This is a genomic window from Hyphomicrobium sp. (assembly GCF_041659645.1).
In the GTDB taxonomy this organism is placed as follows: Bacteria; Pseudomonadota; Alphaproteobacteria; order Rhizobiales; family Hyphomicrobiaceae; genus Hyphomicrobium_B.
The window spans coordinates 49292-71755 of record NZ_JBAZXX010000003.1 but is presented as its reverse complement, the minus strand read 5'-3'; the positions used below and the strand labels follow the sequence as shown (position 1 = coordinate 71755).

Sequence of the window (22464 nt, the reverse complement as noted above, 5' to 3'; positions counted from 1 at the left end):
GACAGGTTCCTGCACAAGCACGTTATCGTCGGCAAGCCAGCACAGAGCTATAGGTATTTCAATACGTTAGCTGGCTTCTCGGAAGCTTTGTGCCGTCTGCAGGTCGACGGACACCAGCTGCGACACGCCTCGTTCGCCCATCGTCACGCCGAACAGCCGGTTCATGCGCGCCATCGTCATCGGATGGTGGGTGATGACCAGGAACCGAGTCGCCGTCTCGGCTGCCATCTGCTCCATCAGGCGGCAGAAGCGGTCGACGTTCGCATCGTCCAGAGGCGCATCGACCTCGTCGAGCACACAGATCGGCGACGGGTTGGTCAGGAACACCGCGAAGATGAGCGACAGCGCCGTCAGCGTTTGCTCGCCGCCCGAAAGAAGCGACAGCGTCGCAGGCTTCTTGCCGGGAGGCTTGGCGATGATTTCGAGTCCGCCCTCCAGCGGGTCTTCGGGGCTCTCGATCATTTCAAGACGTGCTTCGCCACCGCCGAACAGATGCGTGAACAGCCGCTCAAAGTGCGCGTTGACGGTCTTGAAGGCTTCATCGAGCCGCGACTTGCCTTCGCGATTGAGCTGCTGAATGGCCTGCCGCAGCTTCGCAATGCCCTGTTCGAGGTCGTCGCGCTCCGCGATCAGCCCTTCAAGCTGCTTCGAGACCTCCGCAAGGTCGTCGTCCGCCTGAAGATTGACGCCGCCGAGACGCTCGCGATCGGACTTGAGCCGTGACAGATGCCGTTCGACATCGACGAGCGCCGGGATCGCCGACGCCTCGGGAAGCGCCGCGAGCGAGAAGCAATTTTCAGGCGCAACCTCGAATGTCTCGCGGATGTGGCGCGCCGCTTCCTGGCGTTTCTGCCGCGCATTCTCAAGACGCGTCTCCACGCGCGCATTGGCTTCACGCGAAGCCGAAACTTCAGCTTGGATGGATCTCAAGGCGTCGGTCGCGGCTTTGACGGCCGCTTCTGCTTCCGCCAGGGAGTCTGCCGCGCCACGACGCTCTTCATCCGCGTGCGATAGGGCAGAGAGCAGCGTCTCGCGCTGCGCGGCGATCCTCGCGGGCAGGTCCGCCGTCGCCGCCATTTCATCGCGCGCCGTTTTGAGTCGCGCTGCAAGACTTTCGACTTGCGTTTCCGCGCTCGACTGACGTCCTTTCCACCGCGCAATCTCGGCGTTCGAATGCCGGATGCGTTCAGCACGAATTTGCTTGTCGCGTTCGAGGCTGCCAAGCCGGACGCGCAGTTCCGAAACTTCCCGCCGCGCCTGCTCGGCTTCCGTCTGCGCCGACTTGAGCAAGGGTTCGAGATCTTCGCCCTCACTCATCGTCACGATATGCGCTTCGATCTCGACATGGCGTGCTTGCGCCGTCGTCAGATCTTCGTCGGCCCGCGCGCGCTGGGCCGTGACCGCAGCAAGCCGCGTTTCGCTCTCGCGTTGAAGTTTCTCAAGCCCAGTAAGCTGCTGGCGAACCTGCGCCAGTTCGGTCTGCTTTTCGCGCCAGAGCAGGCGCAACCGCCGCTCCTCGGCATCCGCCTGTTGCGCGGCGGAACCTGCGGTGCGTTCGGCATCGATCGTATCCTTGGCTTCGTTCAGAACCGCTTGCGCACTCCGGTCGAGCTCTGCCAAGCGGTTCTTGTGCGCCAAGCGCTGCGCTGCAGGCGTCACGCCGTCGGAGGCCGCGACGAAGCCATCCCAACGCCACAGATCGCCTTCGGGCGACACGAGCCGCTGTCCGGGCTTGAGGTGGGGCTGCAAACGCGCGCCCTCGGAGCGCTTCACGACTCCGATTTGGCGGAGCCGCCGCGTCAACTCCATTGGCGCTTCGACGTGCATGACGAGCGGCTCGGCGTCGGCTGGCAAGGCGTGATCTTCCGCCGGAAGATCGAGATGACGCCAGTGTACGCTCGCTTCCGGAGCGATCGGCGCTTCGAGATCGTCGCCGAGCGCGGCCCCAAGCGCCGTTTCGTATCCCGGCGAAACGCGGATGTAATCGACGGCGGGCGGATACGCATCTTCGTCGCCGCGGGCCAGCAACTTCGCGATTGTTTCGCGCTCCGTCGAAAACGCATTGGCCGCGAGCCGCACGCGTTGCGCTTCATCGCGGCGTGCCCGCGCTTCGGCCTGGGACGTCTTGACAGTCTCTTCGGCAGTCAGAGTATCGGCTTCGATTTTGCTGATCTCTTGCGCGAGCGCCTGGCCTCGATGCGCCATCTCCGTCACCTTGTCGCCGTCCGGCGCCTTGGCGGCGAGATCGCCGATTTGCGTATCGAAGGCCGCGATCTGGCGTGAGATCTTCGCGACGAGGTCCTTTCGCTCGGTGAGCGCGGCTTCAAGGCTGCGGAGCTTGGCGCGCGCGTCGGCGGCGCGGTGTGTGATCTCGGCAAAGTGTGCGTCCGTCGCGGTTTGCCGCGCGTCCGCCGCTTCGTATCGGCTCTTCTCCGCCGCTTCGTCGTCGACCGCCTTCTGGTCGGCGTCCTTGATGGCCGCGAGATCGGCTTCGAGGTGGACGAGCGTTTCTTTGGCTTCTTGGATGAAGCCGGATTCGCGCGTCAAATCGGAATCGAGTTGCTTGGCGCGCGCTTCGAGTTCCCGCGCCCGTTCCGTCGCCCGCGCGGCTTCGCGATCGAGATTTTCCTGTTCGATTTTGAAGCGCGCCAACGCCGCGCCCTTCACCGCTTCAGCCTCCCGGAGCCGCGGCAAAACCTCGCCAAGCCGAAGCTCGTCGTTGAAGGCTTTGGTTTCGGCTTGCGTCGCCGCGCCGAGCCGCATCATCGTATCGGAGAGGCGCGCTTCTTCGCTCTCCACACTCTGCTGCGCGTCCTGCCACGCCAGATGCAACGCCAGCGCTTCCTGCTGACGGATCTCGGTCGAGAGTTCTTTATAGCGCCGGGCCTGCCGCGCCTGCCGCTTCAAAGCTTCCGTTTGCGACTGCAACTGCCCGACAACGTCGCTGACGCGCTCGATGTTGGCTTCCGCGGCCTTGAGCTTGAGTTCCGCTTCGTGCCGGCGCGTGTGCAACCCTGCGATTCCCGCCGCGTCTTCCAGAATGCGGCGGCGCTGTTCCGGTTTCGAATTGACGATTTCGCCGATCTGGCCCTGCCGGACGAGGGCTGGGGAACGTGCGCCGGTCGCCGCATCTTCGAACAGAACCTTGACGTCGCGCGCACGCACTTCGCGCCCGTTGATGCGATAGGCGGAGCCCGCTTCCCGTTCGATCCGTCGCGTGATCTCGATGACGTCGCCGCCGTTGAACTCGGCAGGCGCTTTCCGCGCGCTGTTGTCGAGGAACATCGTGACTTCGGCGCTCTGCCGCTCCGGCCGCCCGCCGCTCCCGGAGAAGATCACGTCGTCCATCGCGGCGGCGCGCATCGATTTGTGCGAGCTTTCGCCCATGACCCAGCGAAGCGCTTCGAGGAGATTGGATTTGCCGCAGCCGTTGGGGCCGACGACTCCGGTAAGGCCCGGCTCGATGACAAGCTCAGTCGGGTCCACGAAGGATTTGAATCCCAGAAGCCTGAGCCGCGTAATTTTCATGCCGGTTGTGTCAGTCCTCGATGCCGTGTCGCCGTGGCTCAGGACCGTCGCTAAGCGTCCCTACTGGGGACTGGCAGCGGCCGTCGGCATGCCGGTCTGCTGATTGGCCTGCTCGACGTAGTCGGCGATCTCGGCGAGCGTCAGCTCCTTCTTGAGAAGCTTCGTGCCGATGAAAAAGTTCGGCGTTCCAATAATGCCGAGCTTGCGCCCACGATCCTTAACCCACTTCAACTTCGCGATCATGTCTTGATTCTGCAAGCAAGCATCAAACTGCGGGCGAGTCATCCCCACCTGTTTGGCGACGGCGTAAATCGCGTCGAGCCGCACTTCGAGGCTCACCCACGAAGGCTGCTGCTCCATGAATTTTCCATAGAGTTCCAGATACTTGTCGGGCGCAGCGCAGCGCAGCGCGATGGTCGCGTTGCCCGAGCTCTTGCCGATCGGGAACTCGCGCAGGATGTAGCGGACTTTCCCCGTATCGATAAAACGCCGTTTCAGTTCCGGATAGACCGTCAGGTGAAAGTTCCGGCAGTGCGGGCACGTCATGGATGCGTACTGCACGATCGTCACCGGCGCGTCCGGCCGCCCCCAGCTCATTTCGGGCAGCGGGCTCTGCGCCATGATGTCGGCGACAGTCGGATTTTGAATAACCTCACGGCCGGTCGACGCGGTGGCGTTCGGATCGCCGAACGGCGTCGGCATCGATGCGTCTGTGTCCGAAGTCGTCGAGGAATAAGCCCCGAGGCCGCTGCTGTCCGTCGAGATGCTCGCCGTCGCCGGTGACAGCGACGGCAGGGACGAACCGCAGCCCGCCAGCCAGCCGGTTAAGAGTAAAACGGCAGCAAAGCGGAACGAGGGAGCAAGAAGCATTCGAGTTTCCGGTTACTTCGCCGTGAGCAACGGCCCGATCACCTTATCAAATGCTTCCATCGATGGAGCCTCTTGCAGCTTCTTGCCGTTGATAAAGAACGTCGGTGTGGCATTGACGCCAAAGGTCTCGCTGGCACGCGTGCGCTCAGCCGTGATCTGATCGAGAAGCTTCTGATTCGTCAGGCACTTATCGAAGCTATCCTGGGTGAAGCCAGCCTGCTTCGCAATGTCGAACAGCTTCGGCACCGGGCTGCCGTTGGCAAACGCCCAGTCCTGCTGTTTTGCATAGAATGTCTCGATCATCGGAATGGCCTTATCGTTGCCCGCGCAGCGCGCCAGCATCGAGACGGCGGCTGCAAGATTGTCGAGCGGGAACTCGCGGAACACATACCGGACCTTGCCGGTGTCGACGTACTTCTTCTTGAAGTCTTCAAAAATGTCGTTGGAGAAGTGCGCGCAATGCGGGCACGTCATGGACGCATACTCGACGACCGTGACTTTCGCGTCTGCCGATCCGAGCGTCAGATCCGGGAGGTCGGTCGGCTTCATGAGCTCTTCCACCGGAACCTCGGCCGGGCCGTCTTTGCGCTGGGCGAAGCTCGGCTCTGCGCTTGCGAACGCGACGCCGGCGACAGTCGCCAAAGCAAGCAGGCCCGGAATGAATTTTTTGAACTTGATCAAGGTCCCAACTCCTCTGGGAATGCATCTCGTAACTGAATAGCGGTCAAAGAACGTCCCGCCGGGTACGGTTCCGGCGCCCGAATAAGCCCAATCCGGGATGAATAGCAACCAAACGATCGGCAATTTGGGTGAAGAACGGCTTCAGCGCGCGTTAGCCGCCGCGACACTTCTTCCGAGCGCTTCGAGGGCGGCCACGAGGTCTCCCGTCCCGCCGGTCATGCGCTCAGCCTGTACGGGCGCGGGCGTCAATGTTTTGGCGGACGCCGGGTCCTGGAGGCGTGGCACCTGATGGACCTTGATCTGCGCAATAGCGCGATAACCGAAATATCGATTGATCCGATCGATAATTTCCTTGTGTCGATAGGAAACCTCAAGCGCGAAGGCCGGATCCGTTGCCACGATCAGCGTTGCGCCAGCCGTCCGGCCCTCATCCTCCGCCGTGTCGACCGGCGTTTTTCCGCCCCGCGGCCATTTGATGGACTCCGGTCGCGTCAGTCGCGCCAGTTCCGCCCCGACGATTGTTCCCCACGACGCCATGATCTCGGCGCTGTGAAACCCGAATTTCTGGAACACCGCCGCCGTCACCTTCGGAACGAACGCCCCGACAGACTTCGCGAAATAGCCCTTGGAGCCGCGCGTATCGGGCGGCAGGGTGCGTATCTGGGCTGTGGGTTGCGGGTCCGGCAACTGCGTTCTCTCGGCGAGCAGGCTTGTGGTGACGTAAAGGACAGCTACCATTGTCGATGCGATTCGAGGTTCCCGCGCAACCGGAGATAAAGGGCGCATGGGCGCGGTCCAGGAAAATGTGACTCTCGGCAGAAAGCAGCAGCAGCTTCCGCTGCGGCCTGCTGGCCTGTTGACGGTCAGGTCTCTGCTCGCGTGGTACGAGGCCGAACGGCGCGATCTGCCCTGGCGCTATGGCCCGCGCAAGGCCGCAGATCCTTATCGCGTCTGGCTGTCTGAAATTATGCTGCAGCAGACGACCGTGAAGGCGGTCGTGCCGTACTTCCAGAAATTCGTGGCCCGCTGGCCGACGGTCTCGGCGCTGGCAGCCGCACCGCTTGAAGAGGTTCTGCAGCAATGGGCGGGCCTTGGCTATTATTCCCGCGCCCGCAATTTGAAGGCTTGCGCCGATGCCGTCGTTCGCGACCACGGCGGCGCATTTCCCCGCGCCGAAGCCAAACTACTGAAACTCCCCGGTATTGGGCCTTATACGGCCGCCGCAATTTCGGCGATCGCCTTCGGCCAAAAGGCGACGCCTGTTGACGGCAACATCGAGCGCGTCGTCTCGCGTTTGTTCGCGGTTCGGCAGCCGCTTCCAGGCGCCAAGCCTGAGATCAAACGGCTCGCCGCGACGCTCACGCCGCAACGCCGCGCCGGTGACTTCGCTCAGGCCATGATGGATTTGGGCGCCGAAATCTGTACGCCGAAAAATCCGTCTTGCCTCGTTTGTCCCGTGCAGCAAGATTGCTCCGCTAGCGCCCAAAATCTAGCGGAGCTTCTACCGATCAAAGCCGCGAAGGCCGCGCGCCCGTCACGCTACGGTGTTGCGTTTCTCGTCCAGCGCGAAGACGGCGCCGTGCTGCTTCGCCAGCGTCCCGAAGCCGGATTGCTCGGCGGCATGCTCGAAGTGCCGTCGACGGTTTGGGGTGAGAAGTTACCCGCGCGAACCGAAGCCATGCGGGCAGCACCCGTCACGACGTCGTGGATGCAGGCGGCGGGAACCGTCGTGCATGTCTTCACGCACTTCCGCTTGGAACTCGTTGTCTATCGGGCGCTTGTTCCAATCGACACAAGCTTTACGCTATGGGCCGAGCAGGAACGCTGCCGCTGGGTCCAGCGCCGCGATCTTCATGCGCAAGCCTTGCCGACCGTGATGAAAAAAGTCATCGCCCACGGCTTGGCCGACAACTAATTATACCCATCCCCATCCGTCATGGCCGCGTGGGCGGCCATCCACGACAGCTCGCGTTACGCGCGGATGACAGGTTTAAATCGCGATGCGGCTGTTCAAGCCGAGCTGACGTTTGGCTTCGGAACGTAGCACGTCGATTGGTTTCAGCTTGCCCTCGACTTCGAAGTGCCAGAACGTCCAGCCGTTGCAGGCGGCTTTGCCTTGCACGATGGCGCCGAGACGATGAATGGACGCCTGCTGCCCTGCGTAAAACAGCGTGCCGTCCGCCCGCACTTCCGCACGAACTTCGCGCCGCGGATCGAAAAGTTTGCGGCCCGGTTCTAGGATTCCGAGTTCCAGGATCTGCCCGAACGGAATGCGCGGCTCGGTGCGTTTCGACGGCATCGCTTCGATCGCGTCGAGATCGAGCGGACGAACCTTCGCAATCCGCTCATCCGCCGCCTTCGCGTAATCGATGTCGCGCTCGATGCCGATGAATTTGCGTCCGAGCCGCTTCGCGACGGCGCCCGTCGTGCCCGTGCCGAAGAACGGGTCGAGCACGGTGTCGCCGGGCTTCGTCGACGAGATCAGAATACGATGCAGCAGCGCTTCGGGCTTCTGCGTCGGATGCGCCTTGCGTCCGCCGTCGTCCTTCAATCGCTCCGGCCCCGAGCAGATCGGAAACAGCCAATCGGAACGCATCTGCACGTCTTCGTTCGATGCCTTCAGGCTTTCGTAGTTGAACGTCACGCGCGATTTCTTATCGCGACCCGCCCAGATCATCGTCTCGTGCGCGTTGGTGAAACGCTTGCCGCGGAAGTTCGGCATCGGATTCACCTTGCGCCAGATGACGTCGTTCTGAATCCAGAAGCCGAGGTCTTGAATGGCGACGCCGAGACGGAAAATATTGTGGTACGAGCCGATGACCCAAAGCGCGCCGTCGGGCTTCAACACGCGGCGGCATTCGGCGAGCCACTCGCGACAAAATGAATCATACGTCGCGAAGTCGTCGAACTTGTCCCATTGATCGTCGACGCCATCGACCTTGGTGTTGTTGGGTCTGAGAAGATCACCGGCAAGCTGCAGATTGTAAGGCGGATCCGCGAAGACGAGATCGACGCTCGAACTTTCGAGCTTCTTCAGCTCAGCAATACAATCACCAACGAGAATCTTTCCGCTCTCCGAGCGGCCCTTGACGCGACGCGAACCCATGAACTCGAACCTGCTACGCTACTGAAACGTGAAGACCTGCGTTTGACATTACGCGGCGGCCTGTCGAGCTTTCTACATCATCGGGAGTCCGCTTGGATACGCTCTCAACGCGTGCAAGCGATTTATATTTTTGATTCGATCTGCAACCTGATCAGTTGCGGGTTTTCGGTTTGCTTCGTCCTCGGGAAGCTCACCGATCTTCAGCCTCGTGATGAGATCGAAGACAACAAAGGATACAGAGTCTTAACGATCAAGCCAGCGCGCCGAGCCCGAGCGCGAGCTGCACCGGCTTGAACGAACGCCGATGCAACGGTGAAACTCCGAGCTTGTTGATCGCGGCCTGATGCTCCGGCGTGCCGTAGCCCTTGTGACGCTCGAATCCGTATCCGGGATAATCGCGCGCCAACTGCATCATGATGCGGTCGCGCGTGACCTTCGCGATGATCGACGCCGCTGCGATCGACAGGCATTTGGCATCGCCTTTGACGATGGTGCGGGTTGCCATCGCGACACGCGGCGCCTTGTTGCCGTCGACCAGCACGAGCTTCGGCGCTTCCGCGAGTTGACCAATCGCCTGAGACATCGCCCACAGGGTTGCGCCGAGAATATTCTCGCGGTCGATTCGGTCGACCTCGGCGATGCCGACCGCCACGATCGCGACTTTCATGATGCGATGGTACAGAAACGCGCGCGAGTCTTCGTCGAGCGCCTTGCTGTCGTCGATGTTCGCCGGAATTTTATCCGGGTCGAGAATGACGGCCGCCGCAACGACAGGGCCTGCCCAGGGGCCGCGTCCGGCTTCATCGACGCCCGCGATCGGCCTCGAGCCGAGCTGATGCTCGGCGGCTTCGAGTTCGAACGTCGGCCTGATGCGCGAATCGGCGATCTTCATGCGCCAATTTAGTCATCCCCACGGTCCAGCTGTCAAAGCAGCGAAAGTTGTTGTCCACCGCCGCCGGGCCGCAGGAAGAGATCGGTTCGCATGGCAACTCGATTTTCCCCGAGGCCAAGCCGCTTCTTCGCCAGCCGAAAGCGGAGCGCGATCTGCGTCGCGTAAGGTCCGCGCCCAACCTGCCTCACGCCGAAATCCGGCGTGTAGTCATTACCCCCATGCATCGAGCGCAGAAGCGAAATGACCTTGTCGGCATGGTTGGGAAATTCTTCCGCCAGCCATTCGCGAAAGAGATCTTTGATTTCGAGAGGCAAGCGAAGGAGTACATAGCCGGCGTCGCGCGCGCCGGCATCGCGTGCGGCTTCGAGAATGGGCTCTATCTCGTGATCCGTCAGTCCGGGGATGATCGGCGCGACCATGACCGTCACCGGTATTCCGGCGTCAGAAAGCCTCTTAACCGTTTCGAGGCGCTTGGGTGGCGTCGCGGCGCGCGGCTCCATCGAGCGGGCGACGCGGCGGTCAAGCGTCGTGATTGAGACAGCCACCCTTGCCAAATTTTTTTCCGCCATCGGCGCCAGGATATCGATGTCCCGAGCAACAAGCGCCGACTTCGTGATGATGCCGACGGGATGATTGGTTTGCGCCATCACCTCCAGGATCGAGCGCGTGATGCGCCGCTCCCGCTCGATCGGCTGATAGGGGTCGGTATTGCCGCCGAGCGCGATCGTATGCGGCTTGTAGCTCGGCTTCTTGAGTTCGCGTTCGAGCAGGGCGGCCGCGTTCGGCTTCGCGTAAAGCTTCGTCTCGAAATCGAGACCCGCCGAATGCCCGAGATAGCAATGGCTTGGGCGCGCATAGCAATAGATGCAGCCGTGTTCGCAGCCCCGGTACGGATTGATCGAGCTATCGAAGGAAACGTCGGGGCTGTCGTTGTGTGAGATGATCGATTTAGCGGCTTCCTCGATCACCTCTGTCTTGAAGGCATCGAGGTCGCCGAGGCTTTCCCATCCGTCGTCGAACGCTTCGTGAGCTTCAGACTCGAAGCGCCCGGTTTTATTGGATCTGGCGCCCCGGCCGCGCCGTCGCTCGGAATCGACCCCGTGCGGTGTCTCTATGCGGTGTTGCGTGTCTCGTTCCGGTGCCATTTTTCTCAAGGTCTGTTGAGTTCGATCTCCGAATAGCATGCAAATAAGAACAAATAAAGAACAAACGTAAGCCGCCAGTCCTCTCGCCGCTTGGTTAAGGCCCGCGACTTGGCGCGCCTTGCCGCGCGCGGGATGCCGTGTCAGGTAAAGATGATGATCTCAGTAATCATTCCCGCCCGGAATGCTGAACACACGTTATCGGCGACGCTATCGGCGCTCGTGCCAGCGGCCGTCGATGGTATCGTGAGGCAGGTTATCGTCGTCGACGGCGGTTCGAGCGATGGCACAGCCGAGGTCGCCGACCAGGCTGGCGCCGACGTTGTGGAGAGCGCTCCGGGGCGCGGCGGGCAATTGGCGCAGGGCGCCGCGATGGCCCGCTTTCCTTGGCTCCTTTTTCTGAATGCCGATACGGTTCTCGAAGACGGCTGGGAGCGCAGCGCCACGTCCTTCATGCGTCGCGTCGATCGCGGCGAGCACACGATGGCGGCGGGCGCTTTCACGTTCCGGCTCGACGACAAAGGCATTGCGCCGTGGCTGGTCGAGCGTCTTGTGCATCTTCGCTGTAAGATCTTGCGCGTGCCCTATGGTGATCAAGGCCTGCTGATCCCGCGTCAGCTCTTCGATGCAGTCGGCGGCTATAAGAATATGCCGATCATGGAAGATCTCGATCTCGCGCGACGTCTCGGACGCCGTCGTCTCGCCATGCTCGACGCCAATGCCGTAACGTCCGCCGAGAGATACCGGCGCGACGGCTATCTCTCGCATTCGTTCCGCAATCAGGTCTGTCGCGTGCTTTACGGCGCCGGCATCCCCGTTAGCATGATCGCGCGGCTGCACGGCAAGGTCGAGACGCAGGCCTAGGCATCACGCCGTTCGGCGGTGCTCTTCGAGCCGGGGCAGAATCTCGACGAAATTGCAGGGGCGATGGCGGACATCGAGCTGGAATTTCAGAATGCCATCCCATGCGTCTTTGCAGGCGCCCGTCGAACCCGGCAGACAGAAGATATAGGTTCCGCGCGAAACTCCCCCGCACGCGCGCGATTGGATCGTCGATGTCCCGACCTTCTGAAACGACAGCATATGAAACAGGATCGCGAACCCTTCGATCTCTTTCTCGAAGAGCGGCTTGATTGCTTCCGGCGTGACGTCCCGTCCGGTGAAGCCTGTGCCGCCCGTCGTAATCACGCAATCGATTGAGGCGTCGTCGATCCAGCTTTCGACAATACTCCGGATCAAGGCCTTGTCGTCCGTCACGAGCTTTCGGTCGGCAAGAACGTGCCCTGCTTCGCCGATCGAGCGTTCCAGATACGCGCCGGACGTATCGTCCGCGAGCGTGCGCGAATCCGACATCGTCAGAACTGCGATCCGGATTGGGAGGAACTGGCGTTCGGCGTCGATGCCGGCCATGGCAAGCCTCGTTGGGTTGTCTAGAGCTTCGACTTTATCTGCAACATATCGATCCACGCATGCTGCTTGGCGGCGGGTGTCCGCAGCAAATAGGCCGGATGCAAGGTCGCGATTGCCGGAATTTTTCTGTCGCCGACGGTGACCTCGCGCCACTTGCCCCGGAGCCGCATGATGCCTTCCGCGGCGCCAAGCACTTCCTTTGCCGCCGAGCCGCCGACGGCGACCAGCATCTTGGGCGCAACGAGTTCGATCTGCCGTTCGAGAAATGGCCGGCAGGCGAGCGCTTCCTGCGGCGTCGGCGTGCGGTTTCCGGGCGGACGCCAGTAGACGATGTTGGTGATGTGCACGTCAGCTTCAGTCAGCCCAATCGCCGCGAGCATCTTGTCGAGCAATTGTCCGGCCCGCCCGACGAACGGCTTGCCGGCAAGGTCTTCATCCCGCCCCGGCGCTTCGCCGATGATCATGACGTCGGCTTGGGCTGCGCCGCGATAGAAGCAAAGCTTCGTCGCAGTGGATTTTAATCCGCAGCCGTCGAAATCCCGGAGCGCGGCTTCGAGGCCGTCGAGGGAATCGACCGATCGCGCGATGCGGCGGGCCCCGGTTTCGGCTTCGCTCGCGCCAAGCGGCGTCGCGGCCCGAGGCCGGCCAGTTTCGACAGTTCCAGCACTCCTGACGGCCGCCGGTCGTGGCGCCGAAGGGCTTGCGGCCGGGAGCGCGGCCGGGGCAGGCGAAGGATTTATCGCGCTTCCCGCTTCGCGCTTCGGCAACGAAAAACCGGCGCCGGGTGCCTCGTCCCCACGCGACAGCCAGTCATGCGCCACCTCGCCGACGGCGGCGTCGGCTCCCATGGCCTGATACCAACCGAGCAGCGCCAGCATTTCGTCTTGATCGTAAGAACTTGTCATCGGGCTAGGACAATAAGGACGCGGCGGGAGAAATGCACGCATCCGGACGCCGTCGAGGTGCGTTATTGGTCAACTTGACGCTTCCCCTCCCACAACCTAATCGAGATTAATGAAATTCCGAACATCCCATAGAGGTGACGATGGCCGCTGACGACGCCGAATTGCCCGCCCGCGAGGCAATGGACTTCGACGTTGTGATCGTCGGCGCCGGCCCTGCCGGTCTAGCCGCGGCAATTCGTTTGAAGCAGAAAGCAGCCGAGACCGGCTCCGATCTCTCCGTCGTGGTCGTTGAGAAAGGCTCCGAAGTCGGCGCGCATATTCTCTCCGGCGCGGTGATCGATCCGATCGGCCTCAATCGCTTGATCCCGGACTGGAAAGAGCGCGGCGCGCCCGTCGACACGCCTGTCACGGAAGACGTGTTTTTGGTCCTCGGACCCGAGGGCGATGTGCGTCTGCCGAACTGGCCGATGCCGCCGCTGATGAAGAACCACGGCAACTACATCGTCAGTCTCGGTTCGCTGTGCAAATGGCTCGGCGATCAGGCGACCGAACTTGGCGTCGAGATCTATCCGGGCTTTGCCGCCACCGAAGTCCTTTATGACGAAAAAGGCGCGGTCGTCGGCATCGCCACCGGCGACATGGGCGTCGGTCGCGACGGCGAACCCAAGGATAGCTTCGTTCGCGGCATGGAATTGCGCGGCAAGTACACGTTGATCGGCGAAGGCGCGCGCGGGTCCCTCGCAAAGGAATTGATCCGTCATTTCGATTTGGCGAACGGCCACGAGCCGCAGAAGTACGGCATCGGCCTCAAGGAGCTTTGGCAGGTCGCGCCTGAAAGACATCGCCCGGGTTATGTCCAGCACTCGTTCGGCTGGCCGTTAGACAATAAGACCGGCGGCGGTTCGTTCCTTTATCACTACGGAGACAACCTCGTCGCCGTTGGTTTCGTCGTCCACTTGAACTACGCCAATCCCTATCTCTCACCCTACGAAGAGTTCCAGCGCTACAAGACTCATCCCGCCATTCGTGGCACATTCGAAGGCGGCAAACGCATCGGCTACGGCGCTCGCGCGATCACCGAAGGCGGCTGGCAATCGATGCCCGATCTCGTGTTTCCGGGAGGCGCGCTTCTGGGCTGTGCGGCCGGAATGGTGAACCTACCGCGCATCAAGGGCAGCCATAACGCCATCCTGTCCGGAATAGCGGCCGGTGATGCAATCGTGGAGGCACTCGCGGTCGGACGCTCGCACGACAAGCTCGACGCCTACGAAAAGGAAGTGCGGACCGGCCACATCGCACGCGATTTGAAGCGTGTGCGCAACATGAAGCCGTTCTGGTCCCGCTTCGGCACTGTCCTTGGCGTCGCGTTGGGCGGCACCGACCTGTGGCTCAACACCATTATTTCAGGCGTCGGTCTCGGCTACACGCTGAAGCACGGTAAAAACGATGCTGTCGCGACAAACAAGGCCGCGAACTTCAAGCCGATCGCGTATCCCAAGCCCGACGGGAAGCTGACGTTCGATCGCCTGACGAACGTGTCATTTTCCGCGACCAACCATGAAGAAGATCAGCCCGTCCATTTGAAATTGCTGGATCCGACGGTTCCTATCGCGGTCAATCTGCCGGAATACGCCGAGCCGGCGCAGCGGTATTGCCCGGCCGCCGTCTACGAGATTGTCCAGGACAAGGGTGAGCCGCGCTTCCAGATCAACGCGCAGAATTGCGTTCACTGCAAAACGTGCGACATCAAAGATCCGAGCCAAAATATCAATTGGACCTGCCCTGAAGGCGGCGGTGGGCCAAATTACGCCGGAATGTGACGATGTACTCAATTCGCTGCTTGGGAGGCGGCGGAAATTTGGGCCTCCCCGCAGTGGAAAAAGCCCGAATATCGCGACGGCGGATCGTCGCGCGGTGATCCGTTGACGGCTGATAACCGTTAGCAATTTCGGCTCATGTCTTATTTTTCACGTAAAGCTTGTCGCCAACGGCGCGGTATCTTTGCTAGGCTTGACCGTGCAGGAATCGAATTGGCTTCCAGCAGCAAAGGGAAAAAGTCGATGCGGGGACCCCTCGAGCGTGTGCTGGGCGTATGCCTTGTTGCGATCACACTGACGATCGCCGGGTTTTTCAGCGAGGCTCCGGCCCGCTCTCAAGATCAGGATCAGGATCCAGGTCAGGAAGAAGTCACAAACTCGATCCTCGGCAACTATCTCGCCGGCCGCTTTGCGCGGGCCGCCCAGGACACCGAGGAAGCCGCCGAATTCTATGGACGGGCGCTCGAGCGCGATCCGACGAACGAGGTTCTGCTTGAGCAGGCCTTCCAGATGGAGACGATGTCCGGCGATTGGCCGAAGGCCATTCCCCTCGCGGAGCAACTCGCGGGGACAAATGAATCGCACCGCATGTCGCAGTTTCTCCTCGGCGTGACGGCGTTCAAGTCGGCTGATTACAAGAAGGCTGAAGAACGCTTCGCGGCAGCTTCCGAAAATCCGATCGGCGAGTTGACGAGCGCTATCGCGATTGGGTGGACGCGTCTCGCAGCGGGAGATGTCGACGGCGCGCTCAAGGCCCTCGACCTTCCCAAGCAGCCCGATTGGGCGCAATTCTATCTGAGTTATCATCGCGCGTTGATCGCGGACATCGCCGGCCGCAAGGCGGTGGCGCGCGCGTCATACGAAAAAGTCTTCCGCCAGGACAGCCGCACGCTCAGAACGTCGCTCGCATATGCCCAGTCGGCGGCTCACTACGGCGATTTCAAAACCGCGCGTATGATCATTAAGCAGCAACTCGCCAAGAGCCAGGGTGATCCTCATCCGCTCGCGAAGGAGATGCTTGAAACCATCAATCGCAAGGAGAAGCCGCCATTCCTCGTCGCCAATGCGACCGATGGCTTGGCCGAGGTCTTCTACGGTTTAGGCGAAGCGCTCGCGGGCGAAGGTGGCGTCAGCCTTGGAACGATCTACCTCCAACTCGCTCTCGACGCGAAGCCCGATCATATCTTCGCCCTCGCCGCTCTCGCCAACGCTCAGGAAGCGGTGAAGCGTTATGACGATGCGCTGAAAACGTATGACAAGATCCCGCAGGGCACGCCTCTGCAAAGCGCCATCGATATTCGTCGCGCCTTCGATCTCAACTCGCTCGACAAGACCGATGAGGCCAAGGCCATTCTGGTCAAGCTGACGGAGACGGACCCGAAGGATGTGCGTCCGCTCGAAGCTCTCGGCAACATCATGCGGGCGCGCAAGGACTATGCCAGCGCCGTCACCTACTTCACGAAGGCGCTCGCGATCCTCAATAAATCCGACCCGCGCAACTGGGGTTATTACTACGCGCGCGGCACCTCATACGAACGGCTGAAGAATTGGCCCGCCGCCGAAGCGGACTTGAAGCGCGCGCTTGCTCTCGCTCCGGATCAGCCGCTCGTTTTGAACTATCTCGGCTATTCGTGGGTTGACCAAGGCAAGAACCTGAAAGAGGGAACGCGCCTCATCGAGAAGGCCGTGCAACTGAAGCCTGACGACGGATACATCGTCGATAGCCTTGGCTGGGCTCATTACAAGCAGGGCAACTTCAAGGAGGCGGTCCGCTATTTGGAGCGCTCGGTCGAGATCAAGCCGGAAGACCCGACCTTGAATGACCACCTGGGTGACGCATTTTGGAAAGTCGGGCGTGAGCGTGAGGCGCGCTTCCAATGGAGCCAGGCGCTCTCGCTTGATCCCGAACCGGAAGACGTCGACAAGATAAAGGCCAAGCTAGAGCATGGTCTCGACCCCAAGGGCGAAGCCAAGAACCCTAGCAAGACACGTCAAGTCCAAACCGATGAGAGCTTGCATCGTCGCAGCGAAAACAAGACCGGGAACCCAGGCCGCGCTGTCGAGTAGTAACGGCGCGTCAACAAAGTTCATGAGAAGACGGGCGCACGAGCGCCCGTTTTTGTATTGTGGAATGCATGTCGAAATTGGAATTTGCCCCCGCCAAGGTTAACCTGACTCTCGAAGTGCTGGGACGCCGCGCCGATGGCTATCACGAGCTTCGCAGTCTCGTCGCTTTTGCCACCGATGCGGGTGACCGCCTGACGTTGCAGGCCGGCCCGACCTCGACGACCGCGGTCGAGGGTCCATTCGCGGACGGTCTGAATGGCGCCAATCTCATCGACAAAGCCGTCGAGGCGGTTTCTCGCCTCGCCCCGAATTCCGTTCCCGGACGCCTGACGCTCGAAAAAAATCTCCCCGTCGCCAGCGGCATCGGCGGCGGCTCGGCCGACGCGGCGGCGGCGCTGCGTCTCTTGAGCGCCGCCCACCCTGAAATCGCATCGCTCGATCTCGCTGCGATCGCGCGCACGCTCGGCGCCGATGTCCCGGTTTGCCTGCGAAGCCGGAGTGCTGTGATGACGGGAACCGGCGAGCAGATCAGCGATGTCGAATTGCCGGCCGAACTCTTTGCCGTCCTCGCCAACCCTCTGGTCGAGGTTCCATCCAATAAAACAGCCGAAGTTTTTCGTCTCCTCAATGCCGAGGCGTTGCCGGACGATCGGGCGACTGAAAATCCTCCGGCCTTTTCTTCGGTCGGCGACGTGATCCGTTATGCCGCTCTGCGAGGCAACGCGCTCGAAGCGCCCGCGCGTCGGCTCTTTCCCGAGATCATCACTGTCCTCTCGCAACTCGCGAAGTTGCCGCGATCGCGCGTCGCGCAATTGTCTGGCGCGGGACCGACGTGTTTTGCGTTATTCGAAACCGAGCATGCCGCAACGACCGGCGCACGCATGCTTCGTGCACGCCACCCCGGCTGGTGGATCGCGATGTCGCGACTGAACTAGCTCGCTCCATCGCGAGCGGATTGCAGCATTAGTGCGAACGGCCGATGCAGAATCCGATGACCTGCTCGAGCGCGTCCTTCTCCCGGCTCGGCGGGAAAATAGCCAGCGCATCGCGCGCGATAGAGCCGTAAGAACGGGCTCGCTCGAACGTCGCTTCAATCGCCTTATGACGCCGCATCAGCGTAATCGCGTGTTCGAGGTCGCCGTCGGAGATCTGGCCTTCCGCGATTGTTCGGTTCCAAAACTGGCGCTCTTCGCTTGATCCGCGCCGGAACGATAAGATGACCGGCAGCGTGATTTTTCCTTCGCGGAAATCATCGCCGACCGATTTGCCGAGCCGAGTGCTGTCGCCTGCGTAATCGAGCGCATCGTCGACCAGCTGGAACGCAAGTCCGAGATTCTTGCCATATGACCGAAGCGCCGACTGCTCTTCGGACGGACGCTGCGTCAGCGCCGCGCCAGATTCCGCGGCCGCCGAGAACAGCGCAGCCGTCTTGGAATTGATGATCGTGAGATAGTCGTCTTCCGTGGTCGAGGTATTCTTCGCAGCCGCAAGCTGCATCACTTCGCCTTCCGCGATGGTCGCTGCGGCGTTCGACATGATGCGAAGAACCGAAAGCGACCCGACGTCGACGAACATTTTGAAAGCCTGGCCGAGCAGGAAATCGCCGACAAGCACGCTGGCCTGATTGCCCCAGATCATCCGCGCCGTCTTGCGGCCGCGCCGCGTCGAGCTTTCGTCGACGACGTCGTCGTGCAGCAGCGTCGCCGTGTGCATGAACTCGACCGCGGACGCCGTCCGGATGTGGCCGTTGCCCGTATAGCCGCAAAGCTTTGCCGCCGCGAGCGCCAGCATCGGACGCAGGCGCTTGCCGCCGCTGTCGATGAGGTGATGCGCGAGTTCCGGGATCATATCGACATCGGACACAGCCTTGTCGAGAATGATGCGATTGATCGCTTCCATATCTTCGGCCACGAGGTCGAGAAGCGGTTGCAGCTTCTGGCTCGTTTCGCGGACGTCTTCGAGCGGTATAACGCGACCCAAGTTGGCCCCCAATGTTCTAGACCATGCTAATATAGGCAGTCGTCTTTAAGCCGTCACGCGGCATCCGGCGTGGCAAAAGCCATTGTTCAGTTTTGGGATTGCCATGCGCGAGTTAATTTTGACGAACGATCTGGTCCTTATCAGTTACGTCGAAGCGCTGCTCGCCGATCAGGGCATCGAAGCGGTCGTATTTGATAGAAATATGAGCCTGATGGAAGGGTCAATCGGTGCATTCCCGCGACGTCTTGTCGTTGCCGACGACGTCTGGACCCGGGCAAGCCGCATTCTGAGGGACGCTGGACTTAGTGAATGGGTCGTCGGACATGAGCGCACCTAAGCCAGATTTGCCGCTTCTGGACGCGGTCAGCCAAGACCTGTTTCTCGGCGACGCGCTAGAGGTTCGCCAGCCGCGCAATGGCTATCGGGCCGGTACGGATGCCGTGCTCCTCGCGGCCACCCTGGCGCCCGAATTGGTCGGCGAAGGCCCGGTTCTCGACGTCGGCTCGGGCGTCGGCGTCGTCGGCCTATGCGTGGCGGCACGTTGTCCCAGTGCAAACGTCGTGTTGCTTGAACGAGAGCCTGCGCTCGCGGCCTTTGCCCGCCATAACGTCGATCACAATGCCCTGGCGATGCGCGTTTCGGTTGTTGAGGCGGACATTGCGCGCGCGACAGGTGCATTGGAGAGCGCCGGCATCGCCTCCGAAACCTTTGCTTTCGTGCTCGCAAATCCGCCCTATCACGAGGAAGGCCGAAGCACGGCGGCGGGCAACCATTTACGCGCCGCTTCGCACCAGATGCCACCGGACGCGCTCGACATCTGGGCGCGCTTCATGAACCGCATGGCGGCGCCAGGCGGCCGCGCCGCGATGATCCACAAAACCGAGGCCCTGCCAAGAATTCTCTCCGCGTTCGAAGGCCGCTTTGGAGGCATCAGCGTGCTCCCCGTTCATGCGCGCGCCGACGAACCAGCGATCCGCGTGATCGTCACGGGCATCAAAGGCAGCCGTGCGCCGATCGCTATCTTGCCAAGCCTCGTTCTGCACGGTCCTGATCAGGCCTTTTTGCCCGAGATCGAAGCCGTGTTTCGCCACGGCGCCGCGCTCCCGTCAAAATTCGGCGGCTGATCGCCACTGGCAGCACGCCCCCGATTGCACTAGATAAAACCGCTCTTCATTGAATGCGAAGCGATCCCCAACATCGTCGGCAGGAGTTCGAATTCATGTGGCCGTTTTCGCGTCAGGCCGTCGTTCCCGTTTTGCGCTTCAGTGGCCCGATCGGCATGGCGACTCCGCTGCGGCCCGGTCTCTCCCTCGCCGCCTATGCAGGCGCGATCGACAAGGCGTTTTCGCTATCGAAGCTGCCGGGCGTTGCGGTCGTAATTAATTCGCCCGGTGGCTCGCCGGTACAGTCGAATTTGATCTTCAATCGCCTTCGTCAGGTTGCGGCCGAGAAAAAGAAGCGGATCTATGTGTTCTGCGAAGATGTAGCGGCGTCGGGCGGATATTTCCTCGCGATTGCGGGCGATGAAATCTACGCCGATCCGTCATCGATCGTCGGGTCCATCGGCGTCGTCTCGCGCAGTTTCGGCTTCGTCGATCTGTTGGAGCGCCTCGGCATCGAGCGCCGCGTCTATACCGCCGGCGCCAACAAGAACCAGCTTGATCCGTTTTTGCCCGAAGACCAGGATGACATCACCCGTCTGAAATCGATCCAGAAGGATGTGCATGACGTCTTCATCGGCCTCGTCAAGGAGCGTCGTCTCGGCAAGCTCAAAGCTCCCGATGATGAACTGTTCTCGGGCGCTTTCTGGTCCGCTGCCAAGGCCGCCGAGTTCGGCCTTATCGACGGGATAACAGACGTCCGCTCGAAGATGCGGCAGGTCTTCGGCGACAAGGTGCGCCTGAAGGTCGTAGAGCCCGAGCGCGGAGGGCTTCTATCGCGCCTCCGCCGTGCGCCCGGTGCATCCGTCCTAGGCAATAGCGGTCTTGCTTTTGCCGATGATCTGGTGTCGGCTGTCGAGGCGCGCACGCTCTGGTCGCGCTTTGGGATCTAGGTCCGGAGGGCCGCGCTATGCCCCCAGTCATGTTTCTTGCCGTCGTTGGCGTCGCCGGTTTGGCCGGTTATCGATTGCTGTCGGCTTTGGCGCGCATGGGGCAGGCAGCCCGCCGTGATGAGGCGCGCATCAAACGGGCGACGGCCCCGGTTCGCGATCTCGGCAACCTGGAATGGGACGAAACAAACGGTGTTTATCGTCCGCGCCAGAAGCGCGATAATTGAAGACCGTCCCACCTCCTCTTCCTGACTGCCTCCAGCAAAGCACCGCAACAATTTCGAGCCCTGCCGCTCCCGCGTGAAGGCGCCTAGCGCCCCTCATCGCGCATTCCGGCGGAAAGCCCGCTAAATCGGCGCGGCGATGCGTGACAAGGATGTGTTAACGCGTATATTGCCGCCGCAAATTCAGCCCGGAACGAGCCAAAAAGACATGCCCCAGACGTCGGTTGCGACGAAGGCCGGACGCCTTCCAGACTTGCGCCCAAAAGTGGCCTTCCAGGATCTTATCCTGACCTTGCAGAGCTTCTGGAGCGCCGAAGGCTGTGTCATTCTTCAGCCCTACGATATGGAGGTCGGTGCCGGAACGTTTCATCCGGCGACGACATTGCGCTCGCTCGGTCCGAAGCCGTGGTCTGCGGCTTACGTTCAGCCGTCTCGCCGCCCGAAGGATGGTCGCTACGGCGAAAACCCCAACCGGCTTCAGCACTACTATCAGTTCCAGGTCATCATGAAGCCGTCTCCGGCCAATATGCAGGAACTCTACCTCGCGAGCCTCGACGCCATCGGCATCGACACGTCGATCAATGACATTCGCTTCGTCGAGGACGACTGGGAAAGCCCGACGCTCGGCGCCTGGGGACTGGGATGGGAAGTCTGGTGCAACGGCATGGAAGTCTCGCAGTTCACATACTTCCAGCAGGTCGGCGGGTTTGACTGTAATCCGGTTGCGGGTGAGATCACCTACGGATTGGAACGCCTTGCGATGTACGTTCAGGGCGTCGACCGCGTCTTCGATCTGAATTTCAACGGTCGCGAAGACGACAAACGCCTGACATATGGCGACGTTTTCTTACAGGCCGAGCGCGAGTATTCCCGCTACAACTTCGAGCACGCCAACACCGAGGCGCTGCTCCGCCATTTCAAGGACGCCGAATCCGAATGTACGGCCTTGCTTGAGGCCGGCGCCAAGAATGGTGAGGAGCACTTGCTCGCGCTCCCCGCCTACGATCAGTGCATCAAGGCGAGCCACATCTTCAACTTGCTCGACGCTCGCGGAGTGATTTCCGTCACCGAGCGTCAGAGCTACATCCTGCGCGTTCGGGAGCTGGCGAAAGCCTGTTGCGGCGCGTGGCTAAAGACAGAAGGAGGACGCGCATGAACGACACGACCCTCGGGATTATCGCAGCTGCTGTGCCGCTGATCATTATCGGTTTCTTCGCTTTGCGGCGGATGCCATGGATCTTCACGTTTTTTGTTGCTCTCGTCGCCGTAGGCATCGGCTATCTCCAGACGACCGGCACGATCAAAGAGTTTGGCCATAAGGTCCGTGTCTCGCTTCCGGCCGGCATCCTCCCTGAGCACAAGAAGGCTGAGGAAAGCGCTCCCGAAGGCGGCGCGATGAAGGCTCTGCCGCCACCGGCTGCTCCTGCCGCTCCCGAAACGGCGCCAACACCGCCGCCGGCTGCGGAAACCGCTCCGACGCCACCCGCGACGCCTGCGCCTGAAGCCGCCCCGGCTGCTGAAACGACGCCGCCTCCGGCCGCACCTGCGCCGGAAGCAGCACCAGCAACGCCTCCGGCCGCTGAACCCGCGCCAGCGCCGTCCGAGACGCCGCCTGCGGCTCCGGCTCCCGCTCCGGCCAACCCATAACGCACTCTCTCTTCCCGTCGTGGCGACACGGCGGGAAGAGGCTCAGGTGAGGGGAGCGAAAGGAGCACCCTGCATCTCTCCACCCCTCACCCTCGCTCTTTCCTATATGACTGGGAGAGAGCTTTTTTTCACGAGATCGATCCTG

21 protein-coding genes are annotated in these 22464 nt (G+C 61.6%); 11 read left to right on the top strand and 10 right to left on the bottom strand.

Annotated elements, in window-relative coordinates; genetic code table 11:
* Nucleotides 1-66: 66 nt before the first annotated feature.
* The 4 genes from smc to WC811_RS10160 form a co-directional block, all read right to left on the bottom strand.
* Nucleotides 67-3528: a chromosome segregation protein SMC gene (gene smc / locus WC811_RS10175; RefSeq protein WP_372643942.1), complete on the bottom strand. Its 3462-nt coding sequence runs from the start codon at nt 3526-3528 to the stop codon at nt 67-69.
* 60 nt (nt 3529-3588) lie between these two features.
* Nucleotides 3589-4398 carry a DsbA family protein gene (locus tag WC811_RS10170; protein WP_372643940.1) on the bottom strand — a complete coding sequence of 270 codons (810 nt, stop codon included), beginning with the start codon at nt 4396-4398 and terminating at the stop codon, nt 3589-3591.
* A gap of 12 nt (nt 4399-4410) precedes the next feature.
* Nucleotides 4411-5079, bottom strand: a complete 669-nt coding sequence (locus WC811_RS10165) for a DsbA family protein (protein WP_372643937.1) — start codon at nt 5077-5079, stop codon at nt 4411-4413.
* 141 nt (nt 5080-5220) lie between these two features.
* The gene (locus tag WC811_RS10160; RefSeq protein WP_372643933.1) at nt 5221-5817 is read right to left on the bottom strand and encodes a DUF721 domain-containing protein; all 597 of its coding nucleotides are present in this window, start codon (nt 5815-5817) and stop codon (nt 5221-5223) included.
* 46 nt (nt 5818-5863) lie between these two features.
* Here WC811_RS10160 and mutY point away from each other — a divergent pair, with 46 nt between their 5' ends.
* Nucleotides 5864-6994 (top strand): A/G-specific adenine glycosylase, encoded by a 1131-nt coding sequence (gene mutY / locus WC811_RS10155; RefSeq protein ID WP_372643931.1) that lies wholly within the window; start codon nt 5864-5866, stop codon nt 6992-6994.
* A gap of 75 nt (nt 6995-7069) precedes the next feature.
* Here the strand turns inward: mutY and WC811_RS10150 are convergent, their stop codons facing one another.
* The 3 genes from WC811_RS10150 to WC811_RS10140 all read right to left on the bottom strand — a co-directional run bounded on the left by WC811_RS10150 (nt 7070) and on the right by WC811_RS10140 (nt 10222).
* Nucleotides 7070-8185 (bottom strand): site-specific DNA-methyltransferase, encoded by a 1116-nt coding sequence (locus tag WC811_RS10150; RefSeq protein ID WP_372643928.1) that lies wholly within the window; start codon nt 8183-8185, stop codon nt 7070-7072.
* Nucleotides 8186-8435: 250 nt separating this feature from the next.
* Nucleotides 8436-9077, bottom strand: a complete 642-nt coding sequence (locus WC811_RS10145) for a ribonuclease HII (RefSeq protein ID WP_372643925.1) — start codon at nt 9075-9077, stop codon at nt 8436-8438.
* Nucleotides 9078-9109: 32 nt separating this feature from the next.
* Nucleotides 9110-10222 (bottom strand): PA0069 family radical SAM protein, encoded by a 1113-nt coding sequence (locus WC811_RS10140; RefSeq protein WP_372643922.1) that lies wholly within the window; start codon nt 10220-10222, stop codon nt 9110-9112.
* Between the two features lie 150 nt (nt 10223-10372).
* On the opposite strand from WC811_RS10140, the gene WC811_RS10135 reads away from it, so the two are divergent.
* Nucleotides 10373-11083, top strand: coding sequence for a TIGR04283 family arsenosugar biosynthesis glycosyltransferase (locus WC811_RS10135; RefSeq protein ID WP_372643919.1), 711 nt, complete (start codon nt 10373-10375; stop codon nt 11081-11083).
* Between the two features lie 3 nt (nt 11084-11086).
* Here WC811_RS10135 and moaB read toward each other — a convergent pair whose 3' ends face one another.
* Nucleotides 11087-11629 (bottom strand): molybdenum cofactor biosynthesis protein B, encoded by a 543-nt coding sequence (moaB, locus tag WC811_RS10130; RefSeq protein WP_372643916.1) that lies wholly within the window; start codon nt 11627-11629, stop codon nt 11087-11089.
* A 20-nt stretch (nt 11630-11649) separates the two neighbouring features.
* The gene (locus WC811_RS10125) at nt 11650-12534 is read right to left on the bottom strand and encodes a uracil-DNA glycosylase (protein WP_372643913.1); all 885 of its coding nucleotides are present in this window, start codon (nt 12532-12534) and stop codon (nt 11650-11652) included.
* Nucleotides 12535-12674: 140 nt separating this feature from the next.
* On the opposite strand from WC811_RS10125, the gene WC811_RS10120 reads away from it, so the two are divergent.
* The 3 genes from WC811_RS10120 (at nt 12675) to WC811_RS10110 (ending at nt 17353) form a co-directional block, all read left to right on the top strand.
* Nucleotides 12675-14354: an electron transfer flavoprotein-ubiquinone oxidoreductase gene (locus tag WC811_RS10120; RefSeq protein WP_372643910.1), complete on the top strand. Its 1680-nt coding sequence runs from the start codon at nt 12675-12677 to the stop codon at nt 14352-14354.
* A 240-nt stretch (nt 14355-14594) separates the two neighbouring features.
* Nucleotides 14595-16418, top strand: coding sequence for a tetratricopeptide repeat protein (locus tag WC811_RS10115; RefSeq protein WP_372643907.1), 1824 nt, complete (start codon nt 14595-14597; stop codon nt 16416-16418).
* A 68-nt stretch (nt 16419-16486) separates the two neighbouring features.
* Nucleotides 16487-17353, top strand: a complete 867-nt coding sequence (locus WC811_RS10110; RefSeq protein ID WP_372643904.1) for a 4-(cytidine 5'-diphospho)-2-C-methyl-D-erythritol kinase — start codon at nt 16487-16489, stop codon at nt 17351-17353.
* Between the two features lie 28 nt (nt 17354-17381).
* On the opposite strand, the gene WC811_RS10105 is transcribed toward WC811_RS10110, so the two are convergent.
* Nucleotides 17382-18398: a polyprenyl synthetase family protein gene (locus tag WC811_RS10105; RefSeq protein WP_372643901.1), complete on the bottom strand. Its 1017-nt coding sequence runs from the start codon at nt 18396-18398 to the stop codon at nt 17382-17384.
* A 103-nt stretch (nt 18399-18501) separates the two neighbouring features.
* Here WC811_RS10105 and WC811_RS10100 point away from each other — a divergent pair, with 103 nt between their 5' ends.
* The 6 genes from WC811_RS10100 (at nt 18502) to WC811_RS10075 (ending at nt 22319) form a co-directional block, all read left to right on the top strand.
* Nucleotides 18502-18735: a DUF2007 domain-containing protein gene (locus WC811_RS10100; RefSeq protein WP_372643898.1), complete on the top strand. Its 234-nt coding sequence runs from the start codon at nt 18502-18504 to the stop codon at nt 18733-18735.
* Nucleotides 18722-19522: a tRNA1(Val) (adenine(37)-N6)-methyltransferase gene (locus tag WC811_RS10095; protein WP_372643895.1), complete on the top strand. Its 801-nt coding sequence runs from the start codon at nt 18722-18724 to the stop codon at nt 19520-19522. Before WC811_RS10100 ends, WC811_RS10095 begins: the two co-directional genes overlap by 14 nt.
* A gap of 95 nt (nt 19523-19617) precedes the next feature.
* Nucleotides 19618-20451 carry a S49 family peptidase gene (locus tag WC811_RS10090; protein WP_372643892.1) on the top strand — a complete coding sequence of 278 codons (834 nt, stop codon included), beginning with the start codon at nt 19618-19620 and terminating at the stop codon, nt 20449-20451.
* Between the two features lie 17 nt (nt 20452-20468).
* On the top strand, nt 20469-20675 hold the full coding sequence (locus WC811_RS10085; protein WP_372643889.1) for a hypothetical protein: 207 nt from the start codon (nt 20469-20471) through the stop codon (nt 20673-20675).
* 205 nt (nt 20676-20880) lie between these two features.
* Nucleotides 20881-21828 (top strand): glycine--tRNA ligase subunit alpha, encoded by a 948-nt coding sequence (locus tag WC811_RS10080; RefSeq protein WP_372643886.1) that lies wholly within the window; start codon nt 20881-20883, stop codon nt 21826-21828.
* Nucleotides 21825-22319 (top strand): hypothetical protein, encoded by a 495-nt coding sequence (locus WC811_RS10075; protein WP_372643883.1) that lies wholly within the window; start codon nt 21825-21827, stop codon nt 22317-22319. The genes WC811_RS10080 and WC811_RS10075 overlap by 4 nt, the downstream gene beginning before the upstream one ends.
* Nucleotides 22320-22464: the final 145 nt, after the last annotated feature.